This is a genomic window from Noviherbaspirillum aerium, assembly GCF_008929045.1.
In the GTDB taxonomy this organism is placed as follows: Bacteria; Pseudomonadota; Gammaproteobacteria; order Burkholderiales; family Burkholderiaceae_D; genus Noviherbaspirillum; species Noviherbaspirillum aerium.
The window spans coordinates 1-26,729 of sequence record NZ_VFAH01000007.1; the positions used below are offsets into that span (position 1 = coordinate 1).

20 protein-coding genes are annotated in these 26,729 nt (G+C 62.8%); 8 read left to right on the forward strand and 12 right to left on the reverse strand.

What is annotated here, in order from left to right; genetic code table 11:
• A partial coding sequence (locus tag FH061_RS12045; RefSeq protein ID WP_151636080.1) for an AMP-binding protein occupies nucleotides 1-1,279 on the reverse strand: 1,279 nt, incomplete at its 3' end.
• 636 nt (nucleotides 1,280-1,915) lie between these two features.
• Between FH061_RS12045 and FH061_RS12050 the strand changes: the two genes are divergently transcribed.
• Nucleotides 1,916-3,568, forward strand: coding sequence for an ethylbenzene dehydrogenase-related protein (locus FH061_RS12050; protein WP_151636081.1), 1,653 nt, complete (start codon nucleotides 1,916-1,918; stop codon nucleotides 3,566-3,568).
• A 156-nt stretch (nucleotides 3,569-3,724) separates the two neighbouring features.
• On the opposite strand, the gene FH061_RS12055 is transcribed toward FH061_RS12050, so the two are convergent.
• From FH061_RS12055 to pedF, 4 genes are all read right to left on the reverse strand, one after another.
• Nucleotides 3,725-4,726, reverse strand: a complete 1,002-nt coding sequence (locus FH061_RS12055) for an FAD:protein FMN transferase (protein WP_225984627.1) — start codon at nucleotides 4,724-4,726, stop codon at nucleotides 3,725-3,727.
• Nucleotides 4,727-4,819: 93 nt separating this feature from the next.
• Nucleotides 4,820-7,006, reverse strand: coding sequence for a 4Fe-4S binding protein (locus tag FH061_RS12060; RefSeq protein ID WP_225984628.1), 2,187 nt, complete (start codon nucleotides 7,004-7,006; stop codon nucleotides 4,820-4,822).
• Between the two features lie 4 nt (nucleotides 7,007-7,010).
• Entirely contained in the window at nucleotides 7,011-7,844 is an 834-nt protein-coding gene (locus FH061_RS12065; RefSeq protein WP_151636082.1) for a substrate-binding periplasmic protein, read from the reverse strand.
• A 205-nt stretch (nucleotides 7,845-8,049) separates the two neighbouring features.
• Nucleotides 8,050-8,544 (reverse strand): cytochrome c-550 PedF, encoded by a 495-nt coding sequence (gene pedF, locus FH061_RS12070; protein WP_151636083.1) that lies wholly within the window; start codon nucleotides 8,542-8,544, stop codon nucleotides 8,050-8,052.
• Between the two features lie 347 nt (nucleotides 8,545-8,891).
• Between pedF and FH061_RS12075 the strand changes: the two genes are divergently transcribed.
• The 6 genes from FH061_RS12075 (at nucleotide 8,892) to FH061_RS12100 (ending at nucleotide 15,345) form a co-directional block, all read left to right on the forward strand.
• Nucleotides 8,892-9,671, forward strand: a complete 780-nt coding sequence (locus FH061_RS12075; protein ID WP_225984629.1) for a MotA/TolQ/ExbB proton channel family protein — start codon at nucleotides 8,892-8,894, stop codon at nucleotides 9,669-9,671.
• Nucleotides 9,671-10,276 (forward strand): hypothetical protein, encoded by a 606-nt coding sequence (locus tag FH061_RS12080; protein WP_151636084.1) that lies wholly within the window; start codon nucleotides 9,671-9,673, stop codon nucleotides 10,274-10,276. The genes FH061_RS12075 and FH061_RS12080 overlap by 1 nt, the downstream gene beginning before the upstream one ends.
• Nucleotides 10,273-10,785 carry a hypothetical protein gene (locus tag FH061_RS12085; RefSeq protein WP_151636085.1) on the forward strand — a complete coding sequence of 171 codons (513 nt, stop codon included), beginning with the start codon at nucleotides 10,273-10,275 and terminating at the stop codon, nucleotides 10,783-10,785. Before FH061_RS12080 ends, FH061_RS12085 begins: the two co-directional genes overlap by 4 nt.
• Nucleotides 10,786-10,829: 44 nt before the next feature.
• Nucleotides 10,830-11,558: a hypothetical protein gene (locus FH061_RS12090; protein ID WP_151636086.1), complete on the forward strand. Its 729-nt coding sequence runs from the start codon at nucleotides 10,830-10,832 to the stop codon at nucleotides 11,556-11,558.
• 170 nt (nucleotides 11,559-11,728) lie between these two features.
• Nucleotides 11,729-14,302, forward strand: coding sequence for a hypothetical protein (locus FH061_RS12095; RefSeq protein WP_151636087.1), 2,574 nt, complete (start codon nucleotides 11,729-11,731; stop codon nucleotides 14,300-14,302).
• 503 nt (nucleotides 14,303-14,805) lie between these two features.
• On the forward strand, nucleotides 14,806-15,345 hold the full coding sequence (locus FH061_RS12100) for an RNA polymerase sigma factor (protein ID WP_151636088.1): 540 nt from the start codon (nucleotides 14,806-14,808) through the stop codon (nucleotides 15,343-15,345).
• Between the two features lie 268 nt (nucleotides 15,346-15,613).
• Here the strand turns inward: FH061_RS12100 and FH061_RS12105 are convergent, their stop codons facing one another.
• The 7 genes from FH061_RS12105 to FH061_RS12135 all read right to left on the reverse strand — a co-directional run bounded on the left by FH061_RS12105 (nucleotide 15,614) and on the right by FH061_RS12135 (nucleotide 25,076).
• Nucleotides 15,614-15,886: a hypothetical protein gene (locus tag FH061_RS12105; RefSeq protein WP_151636089.1), complete on the reverse strand. Its 273-nt coding sequence runs from the start codon at nucleotides 15,884-15,886 to the stop codon at nucleotides 15,614-15,616.
• A gap of 142 nt (nucleotides 15,887-16,028) precedes the next feature.
• The gene (locus tag FH061_RS12110) at nucleotides 16,029-16,733 is read right to left on the reverse strand and encodes a nitroreductase (RefSeq protein ID WP_151636090.1); all 705 of its coding nucleotides are present in this window, start codon (nucleotides 16,731-16,733) and stop codon (nucleotides 16,029-16,031) included.
• Complete coding sequence (locus FH061_RS12115) at nucleotides 16,726-17,502, reverse strand: enoyl-CoA hydratase (protein ID WP_151636091.1); 777 nt, start codon at nucleotides 17,500-17,502, stop codon at nucleotides 16,726-16,728. Before FH061_RS12115 ends, FH061_RS12110 begins: the two co-directional genes overlap by 8 nt.
• 112 nt (nucleotides 17,503-17,614) lie before the next feature.
• Nucleotides 17,615-17,923, reverse strand: coding sequence for a hypothetical protein (locus FH061_RS12120; RefSeq protein ID WP_151636092.1), 309 nt, complete (start codon nucleotides 17,921-17,923; stop codon nucleotides 17,615-17,617).
• Between the two features lie 24 nt (nucleotides 17,924-17,947).
• Nucleotides 17,948-19,726, reverse strand: a complete 1,779-nt coding sequence (locus FH061_RS12125) for an acyl-CoA dehydrogenase (protein WP_151636093.1) — start codon at nucleotides 19,724-19,726, stop codon at nucleotides 17,948-17,950.
• Nucleotides 19,727-19,797: 71 nt separating this feature from the next.
• Complete coding sequence (gene icmF, locus FH061_RS12130) at nucleotides 19,798-23,076, reverse strand: fused isobutyryl-CoA mutase/GTPase IcmF (protein ID WP_151636094.1); 3,279 nt, start codon at nucleotides 23,074-23,076, stop codon at nucleotides 19,798-19,800.
• 302 nt (nucleotides 23,077-23,378) lie between these two features.
• Nucleotides 23,379-25,076 carry an AMP-binding protein gene (locus tag FH061_RS12135; protein WP_151636270.1) on the reverse strand — a complete coding sequence of 566 codons (1,698 nt, stop codon included), beginning with the start codon at nucleotides 25,074-25,076 and terminating at the stop codon, nucleotides 23,379-23,381.
• Nucleotides 25,077-25,332: 256 nt separating this feature from the next.
• Between FH061_RS12135 and FH061_RS12140 the strand changes: the two genes are divergently transcribed.
• Nucleotides 25,333-26,343 (forward strand): AraC family transcriptional regulator, encoded by a 1,011-nt coding sequence (locus FH061_RS12140; RefSeq protein WP_151636095.1) that lies wholly within the window; start codon nucleotides 25,333-25,335, stop codon nucleotides 26,341-26,343.
• Nucleotides 26,344-26,729: the final 386 nt, after the last annotated feature.

Genomic DNA, 26,729 nt, shown 5'->3' on the forward strand with positions numbered 1-26,729 from the left:
CGGTCTGCCAGAAGGTGTCGACCACCGGGCACTTCTCGTTGCCGATATTGCGGTAGTACCACATCCAGGCTTCCGGATTGATCGGCTCGCCGACCGAACCCAAGAGGCGCAGGGATGACAGGTCGTATTGCTTCGGATGGACCGCGGCATCGGCGTCGGCGGCCTTGATCAGCGAGCGGATGGCCGTTGGCGCGGTGTAGAAGATGGTGGCCTTGTGACGGGCGATCATGTCCCAGAAGCGGCCGGCGTTGGGATAGGTCGGCACGCCTTCGAACACGATCTGGGTGGCGCCGACGGCCAGCGGGCCGTAGGCGATGTAGGTATGGCCGGTGACCCAGCCGATGTCGGCGGTGCACCAGAAGACGTCCGACGGCTTGATGTCGAAGGTCCATTTCATGGTGAGCATGGCCCACAGCAGGTAGCCGCCGGAGGCATGCTGGACGCCCTTGGGCTTGCCGGTGGAGCCGGAGGTATAGAGGATGAACAGCGGATGCTCGGCATCGACCCATTCCGGCTCGCAGGTGCTGGCCTGGTTGGCGACGACATCCTTCATCCAGAGGTCGCGGCCCTGCACGATGTTGATGTTGGCGCCGGTGCGCTGGTAGATCACGACGTTTCTTACCGAGCCGCACTCGCCCGAAGCAAGCGCCTCGTCGACAATGCTCTTCAGGGGAAGCTGCTTGCCACCGCGTACCTGCTCGTCGGCGGTGATGACGGCGACCGCGCCGGCATCGATGATGCGTTCCTGCAGGGACTTGGCGGAGAAGCCGCCGAAGACCACCGAGTGGGTTGCGCCGATGCGGGCGCAGGCCTGCATCGCGGTGACGCCCTCGATCGACATCGGCATGTAGATCACGACGCGGTCGCCGCGCCTGATGCCGAGCTTCCTCAAGCCATTGGCCAGCTTGCAGACACGCTCATGCAGTTCCCGGTAGGTCACTGAAGCCACCTCACCGCCGTCGGCTTCGAAAACGATGGCCGTCTTGCCGGCATTGCCGTTTTCCAGGTTGCGGTCGAGGCAGTTCCAGGAGACGTTGAGCTGGCCATCGGCGAACCACTTGTAGAAAGGCGCGCAGGATTCGTCGAGTGTTTGGGTGAAGCGCCTGTGCCAGGCGATGTTGTCATGGGCGAGCTGGGCCCAGAACAATTCATAGTCGCGCTCGGCCGCGGCGCACATGGCCTTGTAGGCATCCATGCCGGCGATGCTGGCATGGCGCGTGAACGACGGCGGGGGCGTGAACACGCGGGTTTCCTGCTTCAGGGTCTGGATGTCGGACATGCTTTTTTTCTCTCTCTGTCTGCTTCGTCAATGCTGAATAGTGACCAGTGTTCCGGTCTGGTCTTGCGCATCAGGGCAAGAGCCGTGCCGAGCGTGCGGGGCGATCTCGAATGAATGGTTGCGCTCAGGGCGAAAAGAGGAAAGATGCGGGAGGCAGCTGCCGGTCGCGCTTTGCGGTGCTGGCCATAAGTGATTGTTTTATTGCGCGAATCCCGGGGTGATGGAGATGAGACGCCATTGCAGTCGCGACACGGCATGGACGGACGGGAGTGCGGTGAGCAAGGTATTGCGCATGCCGCCGCGAAGCACGAACCGCGATGCGTGTTGTTGAAATTTGAATCAGCGTCGCACAACGGGCGTCCAATTTTTGATCAATGCGGAACAGCGAACAACAGCGAACATGCGTTCGGATTCTTGGAGAGCGGGATGGCGACGCGGCGATTTTCCAGCTGCCTGGAAAGCACCGCATGAGTAGTTATCACATGGCATCCGTTCGCTGCTCTTGCTCAAATTTATTCACCAAAAGAGCCAATGGAATTCCCGGTTCCGCTGAAATGCCGCAAGTTGAGCAGATAAAGCAATTACCAACGTCGATGGGAACGAGCTACCGGAGACAGCCACTTCAAGGACAAAGTAATGCAGAAAGAGCAGTTATCGAAAGCGGGCGCACCTGCAGTGGTCCTGCAATGTGCACTGGTGATCACGCTGGTTGTCAGCTTCGCGACCGGCTTGCAGGTAGCGGCGGATGCGGCAGGATCGTCGTGGGCGCAAGCAATCCGTCCCATCCTGCCCCAGGGGACGGTGTCGGTATGGCATGTTTGGGCCGCTCTTGCCCTGGCTTTACTCATGGCGGGCTGTGTCACCTTCATTGCACTCGAACGCCTGCGGTCCCGCGCCGCCGCCGACGCCAGCCGCCGGCGCGGCCTCTTGTCCCCGATGCGCCGCACCCGCCTGCCCGTCATCGACAAATTGGTTTACTGGACGGCCTTTGTGCTGATCATGGCGGCGGCCGTCACTGGAAGCCTGCTGTACTGGGCGCCGGGCTTGCTGCCGCACAGCCTCGTGTCCCTGGTTCACCGTGGCATCGCCTGGCTGATCATCGGCCTTGTGATCCTGCATGTCTTCGCACAGCTTGCGCAAGGCGGATTCCGGCGGCTTCTCGGGATTTTTCTTCCGCGCTCCGGCCATGGTGCCGCGCTATCCGGTGCGGTGATTGCCAGCGCACTCATCGGCGCCTTGATATACGGTCTCGACAAGGCATCCATGCAAAGCCTCAGGATTGCCTTTGTTTCCCACCCGCCGCTAATCGACGGCGACTGGACGGACGAAGTATGGAAGACGGCCGACGAGGCGCAAATCCCGACATCGCGCGGCGCCAACGTCAAAGGCGGCGAGATCCCGTTGCGGCTGCGCATGCTGCATGACAATGAAAGAATTTATGTGCTCTTCGAATGGCCGGATGCAACGCGCAGCCAGAAACACCTCCCGCTTGTGAAGACTCTGGAAGGATGGATTGTCAAACAGAACAAATACCACATCGAGGACGAAGACGATTACTACGAAGACAAGCTCGGCGTCATGCTTGCGCAGTCTTCCGCCCTGGCCGGGGCGGGGACAGCGCACCTCGGGAAGCAGCCCCTCGCAGGAAGGCCGGAAGCCAAGGGAGGCAGAGGCCTGCATTACACCACGGACGGCTCCATCGTCGATGTCTGGCACTGGCAGTCGGTGCGGACCGGGAATCCGCTCATGAATCAGATCGACGACAGCTATTTCGGCCCTCCTCTCGAACCCAAACCAGGTGCAAAGCGATATACAGGCGGTTATGCCCAGGACCCCGCGTCCGGCAGGGGCGGCTCCAAGCTGAACTGGGAAAAGGATAATGCGCCTGGATTCATTACCCCGTTGCGGCTGCCCAAATCGCCGGCTGTGATCGAGCAGTTTCAAGGGGTGGATCTCGACCCGCAGGTGAGTGACGACGTCGTCTTCATGATGCCGATGGACCAGACCATTCCCTATTCAAGGAAACTGGATACTTATCCGATTGGAACCGTCATGCCATCGGTACTGGTCAATGCACCGCTTGCCGGCGATCGCGGAGATGTTGAGGCAGTCGGGCGCTGGAAGGACGGATGGTGGCACCTGGAGGTGTCACGCAAGCTCGATACCGGATCGAAGTACGACGTCGCGTTGACGAAAGAGCGCCCGACCTACCTTTGGGTCGCGGTATTCGATCATACCCAGACCCGTCATACGCAGCATCTGCGCCCGGTACGGCTGCTCATGGAATAGGCAGATGAAGGCCATCAAGATCAACGTGTGCGTAACGTGTGCGTACAGGCACTGCTTTGCGCCGCAGAAGCCGCGCGCCTTGATGCGCTCATGCTCGCGCTCCCTGGAAAGACTGCCTGCGCATGAGGGCTGAATGGTCAGGGCCGGACGGAGAAATCACACCAGCGGAAAGCCGGCCGACCATCTCGCCCCGCCATCCTTCCCCACGAACAACGCATCCACCCCTTCCAGGCGCGCCACCAGTTCCATCCCCCGCTCGCTCCCCATCACCATCAATGCGGTGGACAAGCCGTCCGCCAGCATCGCCGTCGGCGCGGCAACACTGGCCGACGCCAGCTCCGTCGGCGACTCTCCGGTGGCAGGATCAACAATGTGATGCCGGGAGAAGTCCCGGTTGAACGCAGTCGCGTAATCGCCGGACGTCGCCAGCGCCCGGCCATCCAGCCGCACCGCATGCAGGTTTCGCGTCGTGTCGCGCGGATCGGCGATCCCCACCTGCCAGGACCGCTCGGCGGAACGGCGGCCGCCGGCGGAGAACTCACCGATGTCCACCAGCGCATCCGTCACCCCATGCTCCCGCAGCACCGTCATCGCGACATCCGTCGCATAGCCCTGCGCAATGCCATTGAGCGTGATCGCCATGCCCGGCCGCCGCAAACTCACCGCCCGCCCGCCGGCCAGCACATCACGCCAGCCGACCAGCGCCTGCGATGCGGCACGCTCGCCCGGCGCCTGCGACGCATGCGACACATTCCACAAGGGCTGCACCGTGATATCAAAGGCGCCCCCGGTCAGCGCCGACAGCCGCAATGCCTCCTCCACGACGGCAAGCAGATGCGGATGCGGCGCATCGAGCCGGCCGCCGCGATTGAGTATCTGCACCTGGCTGTCCTCGCGGTAAACGCTCATCAGGCGGTCGATGGCATGGGCATGCGCGAAGGCCTCCCCGAGGGCCGTCCGCGCGGCGCTTTCGTCATGATGCAGGAGCTGTATCGCGACCGTGGTGCCGAAGGCAAGATCGGCGCCGCGATACAAGCGGCGGCCGTCCGCCGCCGCCGCTCCCTGTTCCAGTCGTCCGGGGACCGGCGCATGCGGCCAGCGGAAGACCGACAGCCCCAGCAGCCCGGTTGCCGCCGCCATGAATTTCCTGCGTTGCATGGATTCCTCCCTATAGATCCGTCCCGAAGATAGCTTGGGCCGCCCCCCGCCCCGGCCCTCTCCCAAAGGTAGAGGGTGAGATCAGCGGCCGAATCAACAAGACGACACCGGCGCAATCGGTATCACCGGGCGCCGCTTTTTTTCCAGCATCAGCGGCGCGCACTTGTCGTCGCTGCGATAGATGACCACGCAATCCATGCACTGGAAGCATTCATCGTAACGAATCGTTCCGTTCGGACGGATGGCTTCATAGTCGCAACGGTGCCGGCAGGTCTGGCAGGGTTTGCCGCAGGCATCGCGGCGCGGCAGCCAGGCGAACATCCTCACCCGTCCCATCAGCGCCAGCCCGGCGCCGAAAGGACACAGATAGCGGCAAAAGAACTTGTAGCAGAATGCGCTGGCCGCGAGCAGCCCGGCCGCATACAGCACGAAGGGCCAGGAACGCACGAAGTTGAGCGTGATCGCCGTCTTGAACGGCTCAAGCTCCATCAGGCTGTCGGTGAACGCGGGCGCAACCACAATGCTGATCAGGATCACCGCCAGCACCACATACTTGAGCAGTTTGAGCCTGGCGTCGGCCGCCGGCCTGAGCCTCATCTGGGGCAGGCGCAGCCACTGTCCCAGCTTGCCGGTGAGTTCCTGCAGAGCGCCGAAGGGACAAAGCCATCCGCAGAAGGTGCCTCGACCCCATATCAGCAGTGAGATCAGGGTGCCGCACCAAACCACGACGGTAACCGGGTTGTAGAGCAGGAAATCCAGGCTGCGGCCGTCCTTGAGGGCCTGGATGACGCTGGTGATATTGACGATCGACAGCTGGCCTTGCGCATGCCAGCCGATGAAGAACAAGGTAAAGCCGAGAAAGGCGATCCGGAAACGGGTGAAGCGCTCGGCATTGATGGTGAGCCGCTTCTGCGCAGTCAGCGCGGCGAACAACAGCAGCATGCCGGCCGTGATGACTGCCAGATCCGTCCGGTGATCCTTCCATATCGGCAGCCAGTTCCTGTCCTTGGCCGACGGCACAAGGTAATAGCGTTCCGGCAGCCGGTAGGAGAGTCGGAAGTCCTGTCCGATCCGTTCGGGATAGATCATCCCCTTGAGGCGGGTCACGCGCAGGCTCAGGTCCAGGGGCTGGGAGGGATCGAGCCCGGCCTGGCTGATGATGCGGAATACCTTCATCTGCGCCGGGGGCGTTTTTCGTTCCTGTTCCTGTTCCTGTTCTTGCTCTTGTTCATGCTCCTGCCGCAGCCGCAGGTCCAGGTTGAGATCGCGCATCTCGATCGGCAGCCCGCCCTGCGACAGCACGAGCCGGTCCGGCACGGTGCCCGGCATGAAGCTGTCGGATACCGGACCGTAGCGTCCGCTCCAGCGCACCAGCACCGCATGATCGCCTTCTTCAAGGCGGCCCTCCAGTTTCCTTGCCGAGGCCTCGTCGAGCAGGCTGTTGCGGATCGAGGGAACCGATACCAGCGCCGCCCGCATGTCGATGAATATGTCATCCGGCCGGGCCAGCGCTTCCTGGTCGAGGCCTTCGCCCGGCGTGCCGGTGAAGGCCTTCTCCACCTCGGCATTGCCGAGCCGCATCGACCTGAGCAGTCCCCGCGCGCGCAGTTCCGGGATGGTCAGCAGGTCATTCACGTCGGTGCGCAGGCTCGCCGTCCGTTCGGGATCGCGTCCGCCGGCGAAGCCGAGCTTCTTGCGCGCCACCTTGAGCGCGGCCGACAGCACGCTCTGGTTGATGATGCGGACCGATGCAGTGGCCTTGGCAACGCCGTCTAGCTGCACATTGCCGGCGTCATCGATGCGCGGGCCGCTGCCGCGCTGCACCGGATCGACCGCGAAGTTCTGCGTCAGCGACAGCCCTTGATACTGGCTGACGAAACGCTTGAGCGGCGCTTCGCCCAGGCCCTCTAGGAAGACCGGCTCATGATGCGATATCACCAGCACATCGAGAAACTTCCCCTTCGCATCCAGCGCCACCAGCAGATTGACCGGCACTCCGGAAAAGCCGGGCACGGCTGCGAAATCGATGGACTCGAACAGGTAGCCCGCCAGGACGGTGGCGGCGGCATTCCGCGAAAACACCGGCCATACCGGAATGTCCTTGTCCTTTTCACCCACCATCAGCGGCGGCGGAAACTGCTTTTCCAGCAGTGCGCGCGTCATGACGCCCGCCGCGGAAGGCGGCGCGAAGGCAAGCCAGAGAACAAGGCACAGCAGCGGCAGCATGGCCAGGCGCGGGCACCGCCTCCGGCAGCGGGTCAAGCCGTGCCGCATGCTCATGCGCTCATGGCCTGGTCGGCGTGACGCCGTACTTCGCGAATATCTTCGCCAGTTCACCGGATGCGTTCAACTCGTTTGCCGCCGCCTGCAGTGCGCGCGCCAGCTCGGCATTGCCGTGCTTGACGGCCATGCCGACCACCCAGCCCTGGCGCGGCAGGCGCGGGAAATTCAGCTCGACGAGGGGAAAGCCGGCGTCGCCCCGCACCGCCGTTTCGATTTCCGACTGGTTCGCCAGCACGGCATCGAGCTCGCCGGCCTTCAGCGCTTCCATGGCGGCGGCGGCGGTGTCATACACCCTGACGCTGTCGCGCACCTTGCCGTCCTGCTCGCCCAGCAGCACCATGGCCGCGATCGAGATTTTTTCCACGCCGACCTTCTTGCCGACGAGGCAGTCGACCGTTTCGCAGGCGGGAATCCTGCGCACGTCGCGCACCAGGCGCACCCGCTCGCGGTAGTAGGGCGCGAAGATCTCTACATTCTTGTTCTGTGCCATCAGCCGGCTGTCGACCGGCACATGCATCATCACATCGGCCGGACCGTAGCCGAGGTAATGCCCTTTCCACACCATGTTGCGCAGGTCGTCATTGAGATTCTCGCCGGCTTCGAAGGGCAGCAGGCTGACGCGCACGCCAAGCTTTTCCGCCAGCGCGTTGGCAATCTCGACATCGATGCCGCCGTCCTTGTCGGAAAACGGCGCCATGCCCTTGTAGACGGCGACCTTGAGCACCCCGGCCTGCTTCACCTTGTCGAGATCGGCCTGCGCAGCATGCATGGTGGCGTTGAGCCCGCAGAAGAGAACGCCGAGCAGCGCGAGCCTGCGCCAGGTGAATGTTTTCATTGTGGTCTCCTTTGTTATGGGTAATGCGTCTGATGTTGTCCGGAGCGGCATCCGCCGCTGCGCCAGGCGCATGGCATTGCACGGGGCCGCTTCTCTCGCCGACCGAGTGCCCGGGGTCCATCGCTTCGCGATGCAGTCCGCGCAGGGCTGGCCGGCCGATGAAAGTCTTCGCTCCCACTGCCAATGTCATGGCCTGGCATGGGGATTACTTGCTCTCCCTGCGCGTATCCAGGTAAGCCTTGACCGTCCACATTGCTTCCTGGCTCAGCGTGCCTTCGAAAGGCGGCATGTACACCGCGCCGTTGCGCACCTTGCCGCGCCGCACCGAGGTCATGTAGTACTGTTCGATCTCCTTGAAGCAGGCCTGCTTCTTGGTTTCGATCTTGATGTTCATGCAGTCGCGGTCCATCTTGCGCAGGTCGGGCGCGATGCCGCCCGAGACCGCTTCGATGCCGTGGCAGCGGGCGCAGTTCTGGTTGTAGGCGGAGCTGCCGATGCGAATCGCCTCCTTGTTGCCGCGGTAGGGATTCTCTTCGCGCCACTGCTCGCCGAGCTGCGGCAGGGACTTGGTATCCACTGCCTGCGGCGTGACATCGCCGTGGGCATGGACTGCCGGCGCATGCAGGAGTACCGCCACTGCCAGGGTGGCGAGCGCCGCGAATGCGGATCGGGTACGGGAATGGGAACGGGATGTGTTCATGATGCCTCCTCAAGGTTTTTTAAAAATCCGGTTGCATCGTCAAGGCAAGTAGCGTGCCATTTCCGCCGGATGCGAAGGTTCGCGTTGCGGCCCCGCGGCCTGATCCAATTTGGAACAGTCCTGTTGCGTACTGCAACAGGGAACTGACACAGACGGTTGATACATGCGGTTGATACAGGTGATCGGCACTGTCCTGTTCCGCATTGCCGGCAACGGCGAGCCCCGGGGCAATCCATCGGCATGGAAATTGCGAAGTGTGCCGGGATGCCGGCCACTGCTCGCACACCCGCATGCGCAACGCGGTCACGGCGACCCACAACAAGAACACAAAATCACAAGGAGACAACGTGAGCTTTCCGCGCGCCGTCTTGCGGCACCTGTCGAAGCCCAAGGTAGAACGTTCCGTTCGCAATCCGGATGTTCGGGAGGCAGGAGACACAAGGGAATCGGCATACAGCCTGTTCCATCACTGGCTGTCATTCGCGGGGCTGCTGCTGTTCGGCGCCTGCCTGCTGTGGCAGCATCAGGTCTGGACCGCGCTGGCGGGCGCCGACCCGACCGGCATCACGCTGATCATCATTGCCGTCTTTGGCAGCTCCACGCTGTGGTGCGGCTTCCGTTCCTACCGGCTGTGCGCCGAAGCCGAAGTGCTGGCCGCATGGCGCAGCGGCAGCCGCCGTATCGATCCCGGCAGCGCGGTCGGCGGCTTTCTGTCTTCGCTGCTGCCCGCTGCAGCAGCGAAGACGGAGCCATTGAAGACTCCCCTCCGGCTCCAGGCCGACATACTCGCGGAACGCCTGCACGGACCGAGCGAATCGGCATGGTGGATCAACGGCATACAGATCAAGCTCGGCCTGCTCGGCAAGGTGATCGGCTTCAGCATCCTGGCACTGCAGATCGCGCGCATCGACAACTTCGATCCGGCGCAATCCCAGACCCTGCTGCGCAGCCTCACCGGCGGGCTTGGCATCGCGCTGCTGACCACCGCCGTCGGCCTGGTGGGCAACATCCTGCTCGGCCTGCAGCTGATGCGGATCGATCGTTATGCCGACCGGCTGCTGGCCGATACGCTGGCCTGCGCCGGCGGCGAACAAGCCGGGCCCGTCCCTGCAGGCCCGGCGCGGTAATGGCGCTCGGGCGCAAGCGGCGCGAACCGGAGGTCGATCCCTTCTACGACATGCTGTTCAACATCCTCATCGCCTTCGTGTTCTGTTTCATCGTCGCCCTGCTGGCGATGAATCCGGCGGCAAGGAAAACGGGCGACATTCCGAGCAAGGCGGAATTCATCATCACCGTTTCCTGGCCCGACCTCAATCCCAATGATCTCGATACCTGGGTGCGGGACCCCGCCGGCAACCAGGTCTGGTTCCGCCAGCGCGAGGCAGGCCTGATGCATCTGGACCGCGACGACCGCGGCAGCGTGGGCGAGGTCCTGCTGGTCAACGGCAAGGAAATCGTCAATCCGCTGAACCAGGAAGTGGTGACGATACGCGGCTTCGCGCCCGGAGAATACACGGTCAATGTCCAGTATTACGAAAGCCGCAACCGCGAGCCGGTGGAAGCAACGGTCTCGGTAATCAAGGTCAACCCGAAGGCCGACGTGGTGTTCTACGGCACCGTGCAGCTGCCAGCCAAGGGCGCCGAGCGCACGGCGGTGCGCTTCACGCTGGATGCGAACGGCGCGGTCACCGACATCAATACCCTTCCCAGAAAGATCGTGGAAAACCTATGAACGACAGTCCCCTCATACTCGCGCTGTGCTATGCCGCCGTCGCCTTCCTGCTGCTGGTGCTCTGCCTCGCCACGCGCTGGCCGCGCTGGGTCAAGGTCGGCATGATAGGCGTGGTAAGCCTGTCCTATCTGTTCGCCCAGTCGGGCTTCCAGCGCATGCTCGGCTGGCCGGCGGATGAAAGCCTGCCGGAAAAGTTCGTGGTGCTGGCGCTGGTCACCCAGGAGCCGGACAAGGAACGCGGCATCGCGGGCGCCCTTTACCTGTGGGTCAATGCCATCCAGGACAACCGGCCCGCGCCGCAACCTCGCGCCTACCGGCTGGCCTACCGCAAGGACCTGCATGCCTTGCTGAACGACGCGGTCAGGAAAAGCCGCCAGGGCATCAGCCAGATCGGATCGACCGAAGCTCCGGCCGGCGGCAAGGCCGGCTCCTGGCTGCGCAGCGCCGCCGATCCGAATGTGAAGATAAGGATCAGCGATGCGCCCTCGCCTTCGCTTCCGGAGAAATAGGCATACGCCCATCAATTTCATTGTCGATGCCGATGCCGATGCCGATGTCGATGTTAAAGACGAAGGCGAAGGCGATGCTGGCGATGGCGGCCATCCTGTGCGGCTGCGGCCAGCAGCGTGGCGGCGGCGATTCCTACTTCCCCCTGACCGTCGGCAGCAGCTGGACCTATGCGGTCAGCAGCGAGATCGACGGCCGCAGTCAACGCGACATGCATGTGATCAGCGTGATATCGGAGCATATGGAGGGTGGAAAACCTGTTGCCATCCGGCGCAGCGAAACGGCGGGCAACATCGGCGTCGAGTATGCGCTGCGCTCCGCGCCGGGCGCAATCGAGCGCATTGCCCAGCGCAGCGACCTTGAGGAACAGGCAACGCCGGACGAGCCGCCGCGCACCGTGCTGCCCTTGCCTCTGAAGGCCGGCGCATCATGGCGCTCGTCCACCACCGCTTATTTCATCCTCCGCAAGAGCGAGTATCCGCGCGAACTGAAGTATTCCCAGAAGGTGCTGATGACCTATACGGTCGAGGCGGTGGAGGAAACGGTGACCGTCCCGGCCGGCACCTTCGCGCACTGCGCGCGTATCGCCGGATTGGCTCACCTGACGCTGTACACCGATCCGGTGGCCGGCTTCCGCAAGGTGCCGCTCGTCACCAGCGAGTGGTACTGCAGGGGCATCGGCCTGGTGAAGCTGGAGCGCACCGAAGACGTCTCCACCGCTTTCTTCAGCGGCGGAAGCATGCGCATGGAGCTGAGCGAGTACACGCTGCGCTAGGCTGTGTTTGATCAGCGTTGCGAGCACTCCAGGCATGCGCGCCGCGCGCTTGCCGATGGAACCCTTTCGGGTTTTGCGCCACATACCATTGCAAAACGTTCAACACCGCGCCGAATGACGGCGCGCCTGTCCGATGTCGTCCAAGCTGCCACAAAGTAAAAGGATCTGCCATGGGCATCCATATTCCCAAAGTCTTTAGTCCTGCGGTTCCTCCGGACCATGACAATTATTCCTTCATGGGGAAGGCATGGAAGGACCGTCACAACAACGTGACGGAAGTCTCGGCGAAGATCGGCTCGGGCAATAAGGATCTGTCTGAATTCAAGGAACGCTATGCGCATCAGCAAAAGCTCCTTGAGGCACGACTCAATACCTACCTGGACACCGTCGCCACGCCAGTTGCGAAAACCAGGACCACGATTGGAAACGTCCAGGTTCCGTACATGAAGTCGCCGCTTCCGGCGGCGCTGGATATGCGTGTCCTCCCCAGCTTTTCCGGCGCCCGCAGCGCCTCGATGCGCAGCTTCAATGAAAGCAAGGCGGCCTCCAAGATCATGGGGGATTACCTGCGCTGCGACCCTCAGGTCAGGCAGAATTTTCTTGGCACCCTGGAGAAAGCGATGGCCGAAGCGGGGAATAGCCCGGAAATCAAGGCGAGGCTGACGGAACTGCATGCCGAGCTTAACAATTTAAATTCAAGCAAGGAAAAGCACCAGGATCGGGACGCGCTGGCAAACCGCAAAAAAGAACTGGAACAGAAAAAAAGCGATGTCGGCAAGAAGCAGGGAAAGGACAAGCTTCTCGGACGTGCAGGTCTGCTGCTCAGCGGAACGGACCGTGAACTGCGGTCCATCGAGCGCAAAACCCATGAGATTCTGGCGCCTTCATCGTATGAAATGCACCGGGTGGCCAACAACGGCGCAAAGGTATCGAACCGACCCTTGCATGTCGAGGAGCTGAAGCAGAGGCGACTCGGAAAGAGCTTGTCCGATACCGATTTGAAAACCGGGATCCAGATTCGCAACTTCACGGAAAAACAGTTCGACGTATTGGCTGACAGCATCAGGAAATTCCAGGCCGGCGTTCGGAATTCGCCCGGCATGCCGCTCAACGAGATGGATGTGCAGGCGCTGCGCAGCGCGGCCAAGCCCATCCTGTACAGCGCCGACAGGACGGCGGTGCATCGCTTCATCCGCGACATGGTGCGCCAGCTCAAGCGAGCCGGGGTCGATCCGGCTGAACTGGAAAAGATCAACACGCTGATCCCCGACAAGCCAAGCGGCGCGCAAAGGATGGTACAGGGACTTGTACCCGGCACCGGAAAGCAGATGCGCCTGCAGGATGAAGCCGAGCGCATGTCCAAGGTGTTGCCGATGGTGCTGCAGCTCGCCGCCAGGCATGGTCCGCAGTTGAAGGACAACCTGATGCAGTTCGATCTGAGCGGCGTGAGAGCGCTCAATGCGGTTATGCATGGCGACTACCTTCAGCAATTCAAGGCCCTTGAGTTTGTCAGAACGCCTCAGGGGAAGGCGTTCGTCGATGCATTCGTCAAGGAAGCGAATGCAACGCCCATCATGGACAGATCATTACTAAAAAGGCTTAAAGAACCGGAGGTACGGAAAGATGACTGGAAGACCCTCGACCTCATAAAGCAAATGGCCGAACACACTCGGGACCCGGCGAAGTTTGCCAGATCGATGGAACACTCCGCCTTGGCAGGCAACCCGGAGCCCTTGGCCGGCGAAAAGATCCTGGCGTCGATGATGACCACCCTGGTCAACAACAACCAGCATCTCTTCATGATGACCAGCGATGCCGAATTCTGGGAAAGGGAAGCCGTTGACAAGGTGGCGACCCGCCTGACAAAGGACGGGGACGGGGACGTGAATGCCACGCAGAAGTCGCGCATCTTCAAGCAGATGAAAATGCGCGCCGCCGCGATGGGCATGGAGGACAGTGAAGTGCAAGCCTTCATGACCCAGGGGATAGCCAATACGCTGCGCAGCCGGAACATGACGATCGAAGGGACCAAGATCGCCGGCGTCGTGGGGTCGGTGACGGGAAACATCATGTCCACGCCTATCTCCGCCGCGGGCGCCCATTATCTGCCCGCCCTTGCGCTTCCCGGCCTCCTGGACTCGGTACTGATGCCCGCCGGCTGGGCGCTCGGACAGATACCGGGCGCGGTGATCGGCTCCACCGTGCTCGACCGCATGAAGAACAACCGCCTGCGGGAAGCCAGCGGCAACATGGACCCGGTCATACCGGATCTCGGCGGACGCTGGGCGGCGCCGACCGCCGGGACCACCTATGTATCGGCCAGCAAAACGCTCAAGCTCGGCGGCCGCATCGGCGTGAAAAAAGCGGACGTCGAAAAACCGACGCTGACGCCGCTATTCCGTACCGGGCCCAGCCAGTACGGGCATGCGCATGCCCAGGTATGGAAAGGCATGGGACAGGAAATTTCCTCGATGGTAGGGAAGCCCCTGCGCTTCCTCACCCGGACGGCGGCGCAGGATATCTGGAAGGATCTGGTGATACACAACGATTCGGCAGTGGTCGACAAGGCAGCAACGGCGGGCACGGCAACACATGCGCCGGACAGCCGACGTACGTCTTCGGCAAGCGGCAACGCTGATACAGGAAATGCGCGTGCATCTTGGGTGACCTACCAGGAGCCGCGCAGTAACCGGACATCGGTGAGGAGCAGCTACGACGCACCAGGAAGCTATCGTGCATCCTAGGCTGTGTTTGATCAGCGTTGCGAGCGGTTCAGATTGGCGCCGAGGAGCGCACGCGTACGGCTGTACGCCGAGCACCGCAGGCGCCAGTCCGGATCGCGCGGCAGCTTATCAAACACAGCCTAGCGAGAAGCCAATCGGGAAGGCCGTTGCATGGTTTTGAGAGAGACGCCCCGGACCGGGATGAAGCCCGTGGCGTTCAGCGGGCCATGGCAAGAGGCGACTCTCATGCTTGAGTGAACACCCATGGCGCATCGGGCCAGCGGGCGTGCTTGCCGACGTCACCTGTCGCCTACAGCGCGCTATCTTAGCGGCGCTGATGTCATTCAATGCTCAAAAAAATTCAATCCCTCACCATTGCTCACCAAATCTCCAAGCGTCGGCGATCGCTGGGTATCGTGCAGTCACGGTAACGGCAGCGCATAAAAACAAGGACACCGGAACGCAAAGCGACAAAGCGCAATCGCCGTAGCCGACGACAAACGCAGATCAACTGGGAGATCACGATGACACACGCCGTCGCCATGGGTACCGAAACAGCCCTTCAGCCTGCCATAGACGTCAATACACTCTTCCTGCAATACCAACGTCAGCTTCAGCGCTTTGTGCTGCGCTATGTGCGTAATCCGGAAGATGCCGAAGACGTCGTTCAGACCACCTTCCTTGAAGCGCTGCGATGCGCCGAGCGCTTCTCGGGTTTGTCCAAGGCATCGACCTGGCTGTTCGGCATCGCGCTCAATCTGGCGCGCAATCATGTGCGCCGCACGTGTTCTTCATTGTGCGATTCCATCGACGAGGCGGAACTGGAGCAGATCATCGATCAGCATTGCATCGATCCGATGATCGTGATCGAGTCGCGCCAGATTGCGACCCGGGTCAACGACATTCTCGGCCGCCTCGATCCCGGAATGCGCGCCACCTTCGAGGCGGTACTGGACGGAGAAACGACTTATGAGGAAGCGGCGCGGGAATTGAATATTCCGATCGGCACGGTACGCTCCCGCGTCTCGCGCGTGCGGGCCGCAGTGCGCGCGGAATGCTGCTGAACGGTTCCCTTCCCTTTCAGTGCCGGCAGGCGAACCGTTTCACTGGTCCGCACGCGGGAAGAAATGCAGGCTGGATACACGGCAGCGCCCTTGTCGCGCGGACATGCGGATGACAGGGACGCAGGCATCGGAAACTTGCGGCGGAAGCGGCACTACGGGTCGTGATCGGGTCGCGATCGAGATTGGAACTTGCATTCTGCGTCGGGAGCGCGATGCCGCTCCCGACGCAGGATATGCGGGCCAAGTGAAGAGTCGCAGGACGCCCGCTTCAGTGCAGACCGCCCTTGGGACTGAGGTCGGTGTAGAAGTCGGACACCTGTTCGTCGAGCGAGGAGTAAGGCATCTGCAGATCCACGCCCCTGCCTTTCTCGCCATTGCGATACATCGCCGCACCAAGCAGCAGCAGCCGGCGCATATCCGTCTCTGAAATATTTCCTTCGATGGCGGACAGTGCGTGGGCATAAATTTCAGCAACAGTCGTTGCATCCACTTCCGCTGTCTCGGTACTTCTGATGAATTCCAGAATTTCTTCGACTGTCATAAAAACTCCATCGTCAGTACCTATTCTTCACTGACCGATGGAGTTATGTCAGGTTCCTGACGCTGAAGAGCTTTCTCGCTTTCCCGACATGGCGACACCGGCGTGCCGCCATGAATGCGCCTGCCGCGCGGCAAGTTGCGGATCAGGAAAAGAAGCGGGCGAAGCCCCGCACCGGTTCGCGTTCCGTCACCAGCTTGCCGCTGATGTCGCCGGTGTCCTCATAACCCAGCGACATGCTGCAGACCATCATTTCATTGTCCGGCCAGTCCAGCAGCTCGCGCAGGACGGCATGGAACTCGTTCATCGCCGCCTGCGGGCAGGTTTCCAGCCCGTGCGCGCGCGCCGCCAGCATCACGTTCTGCAGGAACATGCCGTAATCCAGCCAGCTGCCCTGCTGCATGATGCGGTCGATGGTGAAGAACAAACTGACCGGCGCGCCGAAGAATTCGACATTGCGGCGGTGCTGCGCATGCATGCGCGCCTTGTCCGCGCGGCCGATGCCGAGCAGCGTGTACAGGTCCCAGCCCACCTTGCGCCTGCGGTCGATATAGGGCGCTATCCATTCCCGCGGGTAATACGGATACTCTTCCTGGTATTTCGCCGCCTTGTCAGGATCATCGAAGGCCTGCACCAGGCGCTCGATCACGCGGCGCTGCGTGTCGCCTGTCACCACATACACTTTCCACGGCTGGGTATTGGTGCCGGACGGCGCGCGGCTGGCGGTCTCCAGGATCGACTCGAGAATGCCGGTGTCCACCGGCTTGGGCAGGAAGGCGCGCACCGAGCGGCGGCCGGCGATGATCTCCAGCGTCTCGTTCACGATGGCGGAGCGGTCGGCTTCACTCATGGCGGAAATCCGGCTTGCGTTTCTCGAGGAAGGCTTTCATGCCTTCCTTCTGGTCTTGCGTCGCAAACAGCGCATGGAAACTGCGGCGTTCGAAGCGCACGCCTTCGGACAGCGTGGCTTCATAGGCGCGGTTGACCGCTTCCTTGGCGGCAATCACGCTCGGCAGCGACATGCCGGCAATGATGGTGGCGGCGTCGAGCGCTTCCTGTTCCAGCTTGTCCACCGGCACGATGCGCGATACCAGCCCGGCGCGCTCGGCTTCCTGCGCATCCATCATGCGGCCGGTCAGCACCATGTCCATGGCCTTGGACTTGGACACCGCGCGCGGCAGGCGCTGCGTGCCGCCGGCGCCGGGGATGATGCCGATCTTGATTTCCGGCTGTCCGAACTTGGCATTGTCGGCGGCAATGATGAAATCGCACATCATTGCCAGTTCGCAACCGCCGCCAAGCGCATAACCGGCCACCGCCGCGATCACCGGCTTGCGTACCTGCAGGATGGTCTCCCAGTTGCGGCCGATGAAGTTGTTGCGGGTGACATCGGACAGCGTCATCGGCTGCATCGCGGAGATATCGGCGCCCGCGGCAAAGGCCTTGGCGCTGCCGGTGAGGATGATGCAGCCGATGCCGTCATCCTTTTCCATGGCGAGCAGGGCCGCGCCGAGCGCATCCATCAGCGCGTCGTTGAGCGCGTTGAGCTGCGCCGGGCGGTTCAGCTGCAGAATGCCGACGCGGCCTTCCTTGCGGCTCAATACCAGTTCTTCCTGCATGGCGAATCCTTTCGTTTTTCTGGAGTTATCCCGGGGGTAATCCGGTGGCACCTGCAATGGTACCAAGACGGCATTGATCAGACTTGAGCGGCGCAATCCGCGCCGCGCAGGTTCATTCAACCGCCTGCGCCGCCTGGCGGATGAGCCGGGCGACTTCATCGGCCGGCATGCGGTCGGCGATCTCGCGGCAGTAGCGCAGCGTCTCGGGCAGGACGGCGAGTCCCATGCGTTCGGCCTGCAGGCAGCGCAGCAGGGCCAGCCGCTTGTGGCCGAAACGTATCGAGCGCTGCAGCAGTACCTGCATCGCTTCCGCATTGCGGTCGGCGGCGGCGGCGCGCTTGAGCTTGCGGATCTGTTCGCGTTTCATTGCGTGGCCCTTCACTTCACGTTCGCTGTTCATCGCGCAGTGTTGGACGCTCATTGTTCGGCGCGCATTGTTCAATGCCTACCATGCGCTGTCCGGATAGTCGAGCACGCTGGCGCCGCCGCGCTGTATCGCCGCCGCCGACGCCGGTGCCTCCACCAGCAGCTGCTCCGCATAGAAGCGGGCCGACACCACGGTCGGCGCGCCCGCGTCGGCGCCCTCGCGCAGGGCGGCGGACAGGCGCAGCGCATGCATCCAGCCGCCGCAGACATTGCCCCACAACAGCAGGTAGGGTACCGAACCCGCGTACACCTCGCGCGCCGCGCCCTCCTGCTTTTCCAGCAGCCAGCGCACGGTGCCGCGCAGCGCGTCGCAGGCTTCATTCAGGCGCTCGCCCAGAGCACGCGCCGCGGCATGCTCCAGCTGGCGCAGCGCCCTGGCGTCGGCATCGATCTCGTCAAGCAATGCATAAGCGGCGGTGCCGCGATCGCGCACGGTCTTGCGTCCGACCAGGTCGTTGGCCTGGATCGCGGTGGTGCCCTCATAGATGGTGGTGATGCGCGCATCGCGGTAGTACTGGGCGGCCCCTGTCTCCTCGATGAAGCCCATGCCGCCGAACACCTGCACCGCATCGTAAGTCACGTCCTGCGCGGTTTCGGTGAACCAGCCCTTGAGCACGGGGATCAGCAGTTCCATCCGGGTCTGCGCATTCTTGCGCGCCTCGGCGTCCAGCGTCGCGGCGTGGGCGACATCCTTCTGCATCGCGACATAGACCGCGAGCGCGCGCATGGCTTCATTGCGGCTCTTCATGCCGAGCATCATGCGGCGCACGTCGGGATGGCGCAGGATGGTGTTGCCCAGGCTTCCATCGTCGCCGACGGCGCGGCCCTGCACCCGTTCCAGCGCATAGCCCAGCGCATGCTGGTAGGCCCGCTCCGAGATCGACAGGCCCTGCAGGCCGACCGAGAAGCGCGCCTCGTTCATCATGATGAACATATATTCCAGGCCGCGGTTTTCCTCGCCGACCAGGTAGCCGACGGCGCCTTCCTTCTCGCCGTAGAGCATCACGGCGGTGGGGCTGCCATGGATGCCGAGCTTGTGTTCCAGCGAGGCGCAGCGCACGTCATTGCGCTGCCCGATGCTGCCGTCGGCATTGACCAGGAACTTCGGCACCACGAACAGGGAAATGCCCTTGACGCCCTTGGGCGCATCCGGCGTGCGCGCCAGCACGAGATGGATGATGTTGTCGGTGAAGTCGTGCTCGCCGAACGTAATGAATATCTTCTGCCCGCTGACGCGGTAAGTGCCGTCCTGCTGCGGCACGGCCTTGGCCTGCACGGCGGCGAGGTCGGAGCCGGCGGCCGGTTCGGTCAGGTTCATGGTGCCTGTCCATTCGCCGGTCACCAGCCTGGAGAGATAGGTATCGCGCAATTGCTGGCTGCCGGCGGTCAGCAAGGCTTCCACCGCGCCGTTGGTGAGCATCGGGCACAACGCGAAGCTGAAGCTGGCCGCGTGCCACATTTCATCGACCAGCGTCGCCATCACCGCGCACAGTCCCTGGCCGCCGTACTGCTCCGGAAAGCGCAGGCCGTTCCAGCCGCCTTCGCAGAAGGCCTTGTAGGCTTCCTTGAAGCCCGGCGTGGTGGTGACTTCGGAATTGTTCCAGCGCGCGCCCTGCACGTCGCTGGCGCGGTTGAGCGGATCGATCACGTCGGCGGCGAACTTGCCGGCTTCCTCGGCAATGGCGAGCGCGGTGTCGGCATCGAAGTCGAAGCCGCAGCGCCGGGCATGCGAATCAAGCGGAAACACCTGCTTGAGCAGGAAGGCGATGTCGGATAGCGGGGGGCGGTATTGGCTCATGTCATGAAACGGAAGGTGGAGTGATTATGCGGCCGCTCCCGCTGAAGCAGGAGAGCGGCCGGATGCGCGTTTTACATGCTGCGGCGGTACTGGCCGCCGACTTCGAACAGCGCGCTGCTGATCTGGCCGAGCGAGCAGACGCGTACCGCTTCCATCAGCGTCTCGAACACGTTGCGGTCCTCGATCACCGCCTGCTGCAGCTTTTGCAGCATGGCCGGCGCCCGCGCCGCGTTGCGCTCGTGGAATTCGGCCAGGCGCTTGAGCTGCGACTGCTTTTCCTCGTCGGTGGAGCGCGCCAGTTCCAGGCTTTGCGGAATGGTGTCGCCCTTCGGATTGCGGAAGGTGTTGACGCCGATGATGGGCAGCGTGCCGTCGTGCTTGAGCTGCTCGTAGTACATCGACTCTTCCTGGATCTTGCCGCGCTGGTAGCCGGTTTCCATCGCGCCGAGCACGCCGCCGCGTTCGGCGATGCGCTCGAACTCCTGCAGCACCGCTTCCTCGACCAGGTCGGTGAGTTCCTCGATGATGAAGGAACCCTGGTTCGGGTTCTCGTTCTTCGCCAGGCCCCATTCGCGGTTGATGATCAGCTGGATCGCCAGCGCGCGGCGCACCGATTCGTCGGTCGGCGTGGTGATCGCCTCATCGTAGGCGTTGGTATGCAGCGAGTTGCAGTTGTCGTAGATCGCGATCAGCGCCTGCAGCGTGGTGCGGATGTCGTTGAAGTCGATTTCCTGCGCATGCAGCGAGCGGCCCGAGGTCTGGATGTGGTACTTGAGCTTTTGCGAGCGCTCGTTGGCGCCGTACTTCTCGCGCATGGCCACCGCCCAGATGCGGCGGGCGACGCGGCCGAGCACCGTGTATTCCGGGTCCATGCCGTTGCTGAAGAAGAACGACAGGTTGGGTGCGAAGTCGTCGATGTGCATGCCGCGCGCGAGATAGGCTTCGACGAAGGTGAAGCCGTTCGACAGCGTGAAGGCCAGCTGCGAGATCGGGTTGGCGCCGGCTTCGGCGATGTGGTAGCCGGAGATCGACACCGAATAGAAATTGCGCACCTGGTGGTGCACGAAGTATTCCTGGATGTCGCCCATCACCTTCAGCGAGAACTCGGTCGAGAAGATGCAGGTGTTCTGGCCCTGGTCTTCCTTGAGGATGTCGGCCTGCACCGTGCCGCGCACGTTCTGCAGCACCCATGCGCGGATCTTGGCGGCCTCGTCGTCGGTCGGTTCGCGCCTGTTGTCGGCGCGGAACTTGTCGAGCTGCTGGTCGATCGCGGTGTTCATGAACATCGCCAGGATGCTCGGCGCCGGGCCGTTGATGGTCATCGACACCGAGGTCGAAGGGGCGCACAGGTCGAAGCCGTCGTACAGCACCTTCATGTCGTCGAGCGTGGCGATCGATACGCCGGAGTTGCCGATCTTGCCGTAGATGTCGGGACGCGGCGCCGGATCGGCGCCGTATAGCGTGACGGAATCAAAGGCCGTCGACAGGCGCTTGGCATCCATGCCTTCGGACACCAGCTTGAAGCGGCGGTTGGTGCGGAAGGCGTCGCCCTCGCCGGCGAACATGCGGGTCGGGTCTTCGCCTTCGCGCTTGAAGGCGAACACGCCGGCGGTGTACGGGAAGGAACCGGGCACGTTTTCCAGCATCAGCCAGCGCAGGATCTCGCCGTGGTCCTTGAACTTCGGCAGCGCCACCTTGCGGATCTTGGTGCCGGACAGCGTGGTCTGCACCAGGCGGGTACGGATTTCCTTGTCGCGGATCTTCACCACGTAATCGTCGCCGGCATAGGCGGCCTGCATGTCGGGCCACATGGCGATGAGCTTCTTCGCTTCGGCGGACATGCGGGCTTCGCGCTCGTCCACCAGCTCGCTCACGTCGGCGGCCTTGCCCGCGGCCTGCATCAGGCGCGCCGCTTCCTGCAGGTGCTGGCGCTCGCGCATCAGTTCCACCTGGGCGCCGACATGCCTGTGGTAGCCGCGCACGGTATCGGCGATCTCGGCGAGATAGCGGGTGCGCGCCGGCGGCACGATCGCGTTCTTGCCGGACGAGAAGCGCACCGACACCGGCGCCAGCTTGCCGGGTTGCGTTTTCAGGCCCAGTCCGGCCAGCGCGGGCAGCAGGCCCTGGTAGAGCGCGGTCACGCCATCGTCATTGAAGCGCGACGCCTGCGTGCCGTACACCGGCATCTCGTCCGGCTTCCTGCTCCACAGTTCGCGGTTGCGCTGGTATTGCTTGGCCACGTCGCGCAGCGCATCCTGCGCGCCCTTGCGGTCGAACTTGTTGATGGCGACGAAATCGGCGAAATCCAGCATGTCGATCTTTTCCAGCTGCGAGGCGGCGCCGAACTCGGGCGTCATCACATACATCGACAGGTCCACGTGCGGCACGATGGCGGCGTCGCCCTGGCCGATGCCGGAGGTTTCAACGATGACCAGGTCGAAACCGGCCACCTTGCAGGCGGCGATCACGTCGGGCAATGCCTGCGAGATTTCCGAGCCGGCTTCGCGGGTGGCGAGCGACCGCATGAACACGCGCGACTGGCCGTTCCAGGGATTGATCGCATTCATGCGGATGCGGTCGCCGAGCAGCGCGCCGCCGGATTTGCGGCGCGACGGATCGATCGAGATCACGGCGATGTTCAAGGCATCGTCCTGGTCGAGGCGGATGCGCCGGATCAGTTCATCGGTCAGCGAGGACTTGCCGGCGCCGCCGGTGCCGGTGATGCCGAACACCGGCGTCTTGATGACATCGGCGGCCTTGTGCAGTTCGGCCTTCAGGCCCGGCTCCGCCTTTTCGTTTTCCAGCGCGGTGATCAGCTGCGCCAGCGGACGCTGGCGTTCGGCGATGCTGCCTTGCGTGAGCGCTTCCAGCGAGGCCGGCGCATAGCTCGACAGGTCGACGTCGCAGGCCTGGATCATGGACAGGATCATGCCGACCAGGCCGAGGCGCTGGCCGTCTTCCGGCGAGAAGATGCGCGCCACGCCATAGGCGTGCAGGTCGGCGATCTCGGACGGCACGATCACGCCGCCGCCGCCGCCGAACACCTTGATGTGGGCGCCGCCGCGTTCCCTGAGCAGGTCGATCATGTACTTGAAGTATTCGACGTGGCCGCCCTGGTAGCTGGAAATGGCGATGCCCTGCGCATCTTCCTGCAGCGCGGCGGTGACGATTTCATCGACCGAGCGGTTGTGGCCGAGATGGATCACTTCCGCGCCGTTGGCCATCAGGATGCGGCGCATGATGTTGATCGAGGCATCGTGGCCGTCGAACAGCGAGGCGGCGGTGACGAAGCGTACCTTGTTGGCCGGCTTGTATTCGGTCAGCTTTTGGGCGATGGAGAGGTCGGTCATTGCGGATCCTTCAATGATTCGGACGGATGGGTTTTCTCTGCCTCCCGTTCAGGGGAGGTCGGGCGGGGACGGGTTCCGGTCGCGGAAAAAGGCAATGCTTGGCACGCCGAGGAAACCTGTCCCCGCCCTAAGCCTTTCCCTGACGGGGAGAGGACGGAAACGCTGATACTTTTTTGCAAATACTCTTGAGTATAGAAAGCCGCCGCGCCGCTTTCCATGCCGGAAAACGCCAAATTCACTGCAAGGATTTGCAATGGCGCAGCGTTTCCGGTTTTCGGAATGCGGCATGGTCATGGCTTCATTCACGCCGACAGGTCTTCTTCCCAATATTCGTTCGGCCGCCGTTCCGATCCCGCCCGGGCCTGTTCGGCCTGTTCCTGCTTGCGCAGCTCGACGCGGCGGATCTTTCCGGAAATAGTCTTGGGCAGCTCCGCGAACTCCAGCCTGCGGATGCGCTTGTAGGGCGCGAGTTTCTCCTTCGCAAATTGAAAGATCGACAACGCCAGCTCGCGGCTGGGCGTGTGGCCCTCGCGCAGCGTGATGAAAGCCTTCGGCACCGACAGCCGCAGCGCATCCGGGCTCGGCACGATCGCCGCTTCCAGCACCGCCTCGTGCTCGATGAGCACGCTTTCCAGCTCGAAGGGGCTGATGCGGTAGTCGGAAGACTTGAACACGTCGTCATTGCGGCCGACATAGAAGTAATAGCCGTCGGCGTCGCGCACGGCGGTGTCGCCGGTATGGTAGTGGCCGTCGCGCATGACCTCGGCGGTTTTCCTGTCGTCGCCTTCATAGCCCAGCATCAGGCCGAGCGGACGCTGTTCCAGCAGGATGGAAATCTCGCCTTCATCGGCCGGGGCGTCATTGTGGTCGAGCAGCGTGATCCGGTAGCCGGGCAGCGGACGGCCCATCGAGCCCGGTTTGAGCAGCTGGCCCGGCGTGTTGCCGATCTGGGCGGTGGTTTCCGACTGGCCGAAGCCGTCGCGGATGCGGATGCCCCAGGCGCGCTCGACCTGCTCGATCACTTCCGGATTGAGCGGCTCGCCGGCGCCGACCAGCTCGCGCAGCGGCACCTTGAACTTGCCCAGGTCCTCCTGGATCATCATGCGCCAGACGGTGGGCGGCGCGCACAGCGATGTCACGCCGCAGCGGGCGATCACGTCGAGGCAGTTCTTCGCATTGAAGCGCGCATAGTTGTAGACGAACACGGTGGCGCCGGCATTCCAGGGCGCGAAGAAGCAGCTCCAGGCATGCTTGGCCCAGCCGGGCGAGCTGATGTTCCAGTGCACGTCGTTCTTCTTCAGGCCGATCCAGTACATGGTCGACAGGTGGCCGACCGGATAGCTCTGGTGGCTGTGCAGCACCAGCTTGGGCTTGGAAGTGGTGCCGGAAGTGAAGTACAGCAGCAGCGGATCGGTTGCCATGGTCGGGCCGTCCGGCGCGAAATCAGCACTGGCGCCGGCGCTGTCTTCAAAGGCATGCCATCCGTCCGCCTGGCCGCCGACGCTGATGCGGGTGTAATCGCCGGGCAGCGGCGCGAACTTGGCCGTCTCGGAAGCCTGCGCAATCACATGCCGGACCTGGCCGCGCTGCAGCCGGTCGGCGAGGTCTTCGGTGGACACCAGCATGGTGGTCGGCACCATGACCGCGCCGAGCTTGATGCCGGCCAGCATGATTTCCCACAGCTCGACGCGGTTGGGCAGCATCAGCAGCAGGCGTTCGCCGCGCTTCACCCCGAGGCTGCGCAAATGATTGGCGACCCGGTTGGAGCGCTCGGCCATTTCCGCGAAAGAAATCTTTTGTTCGCTGCCGTTTTCATCCACCACCCACAGCGCCGGCGTCTGGTTGTCCTTCGCCTGCACGTCGAAGACGTCGAGCGCCCAGTTGAAAGTGGTCAGCTGCGGCGCGCGGTAGTCGCGGTAGGCCGTTTCGTAGTCTTCGCGATGGCGCTGCAGGAAATCGCGCGCCTCGAAAAATGCCTGGGTAGCCGGGTTGGCGGTCATGGTGTTCACCTTGTCTCCGAGATGATGAAAGCGGGCCCGGCGCGCTTATTGTTGTATACCGCTTCATGCGCGGCCGGTTTGTCCTGCAGTATAAAAAGCCGGAATGGGATGGACCATGTCAAAAAACATCAAAGCGTTTGAAAGTATTTGCCACTTTTTGACCTGCCTCCCCGGCACGAGCGGACATCCGGGATAAAATCTGTCCGTTCGGCATTGTTTTGCCGTCATGGATCGGTTTTCCGCTCAATTCAGGCGCATGGAAAAAGGCAGCATCTCCATTTATTTCGTCCAGTCGGCCCTTGAGCCCGTTCTCGAACGGGGGCTCGACGCCGAGGAACTGCTGCGCGCCGCCGGTATCTCGCCTGCCCTGCTGCACACGCCGCAAGGCAGGGTCACCGCGCAGAATTTCAGCGCGCTCTGGCTGGGCGTGGCGCGGGTGCTGGACGACGAGCTGTTCGCCCAGGATTCCCGGCGCATGAAGGTGGGCAGCTTCGCGATGATGTGCCAGATGCTGATCCACAGCCCGACGCTGGAGCACGCGCTGGAGCGGATGGCCCGCTTCTTCAACATCATCCTCGACGATTTCCACTGCGGCCTGGAGACCGATGCCCGCCACGGCTACCTCGCCATCCGGGAAAAGCCGGGCGCGCGTGCGCCGCGGGTATTCGGCCATGAAACCCTGCTGATGATGCAGCACGGCGTGGCCTGCTGGCTGGTGGGCCGGCGCATTCCCGTGCTGTCGGCCGCATTCGCCTATCCCGAGCCGTCGCGCAGCGCCGAATATCCGTTCATGTATTCGCAGCAGCTGCGCTTCAGCCAGGAAGCCACCGCGCTCTGCTTCGACCGCAGCTACCTGAAGCTGCCGGTGATCCAGAATGAACAGACGGTGAAGGATTTCCTGCGCGTGGCGCCGGCCAACATCGTGCTCAAATACAAGAACACCACCGGCCTCGCCGCCCAGATCCGCCGCCGCCTGCGCGCCGCCGCCCGCACCGAATGGCCCGACTTCGACAGCTTCGCCCAAAGCCTGCACATGACCCCGTCCACGCTGCGCCGCCGTCTCGAAGATGAAGGCCAGTCCTTCCAGGCCATCAAGGACCAGCTGCGGCGCGACATGGCCATCGACTACCTGTGCCACACCAGAAAGAGCGTGATGGATATCGCGCTCGAACTCGGCTTCGCCGAACCGAGCGCGTTTCATCGTGCATTCAAGAAATGGACAGGCACCGGACCGGGGGAATACCGGCAGCGGATGAACGAGGCGTAATGCCGGTTCCAATCTATTCCATCTGACCGCGTCTTTCCCTATCGGCCCGCGTTGCGCTCGCTATCCATTGTGCATGGCCCCGCCATGGCTTTCGATCTGCAACCTCGGCCTCGCCAGCCGAAAAATTTCAACGGTCATATTTGCGCTTCATGACTTGAAATCGGTACTAGGCCAATCTTGTACATGGAGGCTGTGGCAGTTAGCCGCTTGCACGCAGCCGGCGAAACGCCAGCTGACAAGAAGTGGGCTTGCCTAAAGTTTGTTTCGCACCTACGAAGCCTGCGCTTCATCGTGAAGCTCGAAGAGACTGCCTGTCTGCGACCTCTTTCTTTAGCCGCTTTCTTTGGGGACGCAAACAAGATGAGCGGCTGTCGGGCCGCTACCGG

Bases quoted from the DNA above. Each gene is read 5' to 3' on its own strand.
- FH061_RS12050 (WP_151636081.1), top strand. From the start codon at position 1,916: ATGCAGAAAGAGCAGTTATCGAAAGCGGGCGCACCTGCAGTGGTCCTG.
- icmF (WP_151636094.1), bottom strand. From the start codon at position 23,076: ATGACCGACCTCTCCATCGCCCAAAAGCTGACCGAATACAAGCCGGCC.
- FH061_RS12060 (WP_225984628.1), bottom strand. From the start codon at position 7,006: ATGAGCATGCGGCACGGCTTGACCCGCTGCCGGAGGCGGTGCCCGCGC.
- FH061_RS12080 (WP_151636084.1), top strand. From the start codon at position 9,671: ATGGCGCTCGGGCGCAAGCGGCGCGAACCGGAGGTCGATCCCTTCTAC.
- pedF (WP_151636083.1), bottom strand. From the start codon at position 8,544: ATGAACACATCCCGTTCCCATTCCCGTACCCGATCCGCATTCGCGGCG.
- FH061_RS12095 (WP_151636087.1), top strand. From the start codon at position 11,729: ATGGGCATCCATATTCCCAAAGTCTTTAGTCCTGCGGTTCCTCCGGAC.
- FH061_RS12065 (WP_151636082.1), bottom strand. From the start codon at position 7,844: ATGAAAACATTCACCTGGCGCAGGCTCGCGCTGCTCGGCGTTCTCTTC.
- FH061_RS12090 (WP_151636086.1), top strand. From the start codon at position 10,830: ATGTCGATGTTAAAGACGAAGGCGAAGGCGATGCTGGCGATGGCGGCC.
- FH061_RS12125 (WP_151636093.1), bottom strand. From the start codon at position 19,726: ATGAGCCAATACCGCCCCCCGCTATCCGACATCGCCTTCCTGCTCAAG.
- FH061_RS12100 (WP_151636088.1), top strand. From the start codon at position 14,806: ATGACACACGCCGTCGCCATGGGTACCGAAACAGCCCTTCAGCCTGCC.
- FH061_RS12140 (WP_151636095.1), top strand. From the start codon at position 25,333: ATGGAAAAAGGCAGCATCTCCATTTATTTCGTCCAGTCGGCCCTTGAG.
- FH061_RS12135 (WP_151636270.1), bottom strand. From the start codon at position 25,076: ATGACCGCCAACCCGGCTACCCAGGCATTTTTCGAGGCGCGCGATTTC.
- FH061_RS12115 (WP_151636091.1), bottom strand. From the start codon at position 17,502: ATGCAGGAAGAACTGGTATTGAGCCGCAAGGAAGGCCGCGTCGGCATT.
- FH061_RS12055 (WP_225984627.1), bottom strand. From the start codon at position 4,726: ATGCAACGCAGGAAATTCATGGCGGCGGCAACCGGGCTGCTGGGGCTG.
- FH061_RS12085 (WP_151636085.1), top strand. From the start codon at position 10,273: ATGAACGACAGTCCCCTCATACTCGCGCTGTGCTATGCCGCCGTCGCC.
- FH061_RS12120 (WP_151636092.1), bottom strand. From the start codon at position 17,923: ATGAGCGTCCAACACTGCGCGATGAACAGCGAACGTGAAGTGAAGGGC.
- FH061_RS12110 (WP_151636090.1), bottom strand. From the start codon at position 16,733: ATGAGTGAAGCCGACCGCTCCGCCATCGTGAACGAGACGCTGGAGATC.
- FH061_RS12105 (WP_151636089.1), bottom strand. From the start codon at position 15,886: ATGACAGTCGAAGAAATTCTGGAATTCATCAGAAGTACCGAGACAGCG.